Here is a 1,624-nt window from a genome sequence, read left to right on the forward strand (position 1 = left end):
CGTGATGAACCAGCTGCAGAACGAGCTGAAGGCCACCGGGGTCAACGCCGACATCAGCGGGCGGGCCAAACACATCTACTCCATCTGGCGCAAAATGCAGCGCAAGGGGCTGGAGTTCAGCCAGATCTACGATGTGCGCGCCGTGCGGGTGCTGGTGCCGGAAATGCGCGATTGCTACACCGCGCTGGGCATCGTGCATACCTTGTGGCGACATATTCCCAAGGAATTCGACGACTACATCGCCAACCCCAAGGAGAACGGCTACCGCTCGTTGCACACCGCGGTGATCGGCCCCGAGGGCAAGGTGCTGGAAGTGCAGATCCGTACCCATGCGATGCACGAGGAAGCGGAGCTGGGGGTTTGCGCCCACTGGAAGTACAAGGGCACCGACGTCAAGTCCGGCTCCAACCATTACGAAGAGAAGATCTCCTGGCTGCGTCAGGTGCTGGAATGGCACGAGGAACTGGGGGATATCGGTGGCTTGGCCGAACAGTTGCGGGTGGATATCGAGCCGGACCGGGTGTACATCTTCACCCCCGACGGTCACGCCATCGACCTGCCCAAGGGCGCCACGCCCCTGGATTTCGCTTATCGGGTGCACACCGAGATCGGTCACAACTGCCGTGGCGCGAAGATCAACGGGCGCATCGTGCCGCTCAACTACAGCCTGCAGACTGGCGAGCAGGTGGAGATCATCACCAGCAAGCACGGCACCCCGAGTCGTGATTGGCTGAACCCGAACCTGGGCTACGTCACCACTTCCCGGGCGCGGGCGAAGATCGTCCATTGGTTCAAGCTGCAGGCCCGTGATCAGAACGTCGCCGCCGGCAAGACCCTGCTGGAACGTGAACTGAACCGTCTCGGCCTGCCTCAGGTGGACTTCGACAAGCTGGCCGAGAAGGCCAACATGAAGATCGCCGAGGACATGTTCGCCGCCTTGGGCGCGGGCGACTTGCGCTTGGCGCAACTGGTCAACCTGGCCCAGCAACTGGTGGAGCCGGAGCGCGGCAATGAACAGCTGGAGCTGATCCCGCGCAAGGCCGCCGGATACAAGCCGGGCAAGCGCGGCGACATCCAGATCCAGGGCGTGGGCAACCTGATGACGCAGATGGCTGGTTGCTGCCAGCCGCTGCCGGGGGATGCGATCGTCGGTTACATCACCCAGGGTCGAGGCGTCAGTATTCACCGTCAGGATTGTGCCTCGGTGCTGCAGCTGGCTGGTCGCGAGCCGGAGCGGATCATTCAGGTCAGCTGGGGCCCGGTGCCGGTGCTCACCTATCCGGTGGACATCATCATTCGTGCCTACGACCGTTCCGGTCTGCTGCGTGACGTGTCCCAGGTGCTGCTCAATGAGCGCATCAACGTACTGGCGGTCAACACCCGGTCGAACAAGGAGGACAACACGGCGTTGATGTCCTTGACCATCGAGATTCCGGGCCTGGATGCATTGGGACGTTTGCTGGGACGCATATCCCAGTTGCCGAACATCATCGAGACCCGGCGCAATCGAACCCCGTGATGCCCGCATGAAATGGATGAACTGATGTACAGCCTTGAAGACCTGCTCCACCTGATGGCGCGCCTGCGGGACCCGCAATACGGCTGCCCCTGGGACATCAAGCAG

Annotated in this window: 2 protein-coding genes; both read left to right on the plus strand. The window is 62.2% G+C overall.

Features of this window, described 5'->3' with window-relative positions; all coding sequences use genetic code 11:
* Positions 1–1,519: RelA/SpoT family protein (locus tag BLX41_RS24235; RefSeq protein WP_259745138.1), on the plus strand; the 1,519-nt coding region annotated here is incomplete at its 5' end.
* 24 nt (positions 1,520–1,543) lie between these two features.
* Positions 1,544–1,624, plus strand: an 81-nt coding sequence (locus BLX41_RS37455; RefSeq protein ID WP_404942795.1) for a hypothetical protein, incomplete at its 3' end; no start/stop codon positions are given.

The sequence above is a fragment of the Pseudomonas protegens genome, from assembly GCF_003732485.1.
GTDB lineage: Bacteria > Pseudomonadota > Gammaproteobacteria > Pseudomonadales > Pseudomonadaceae > Aquipseudomonas > Aquipseudomonas protegens_B.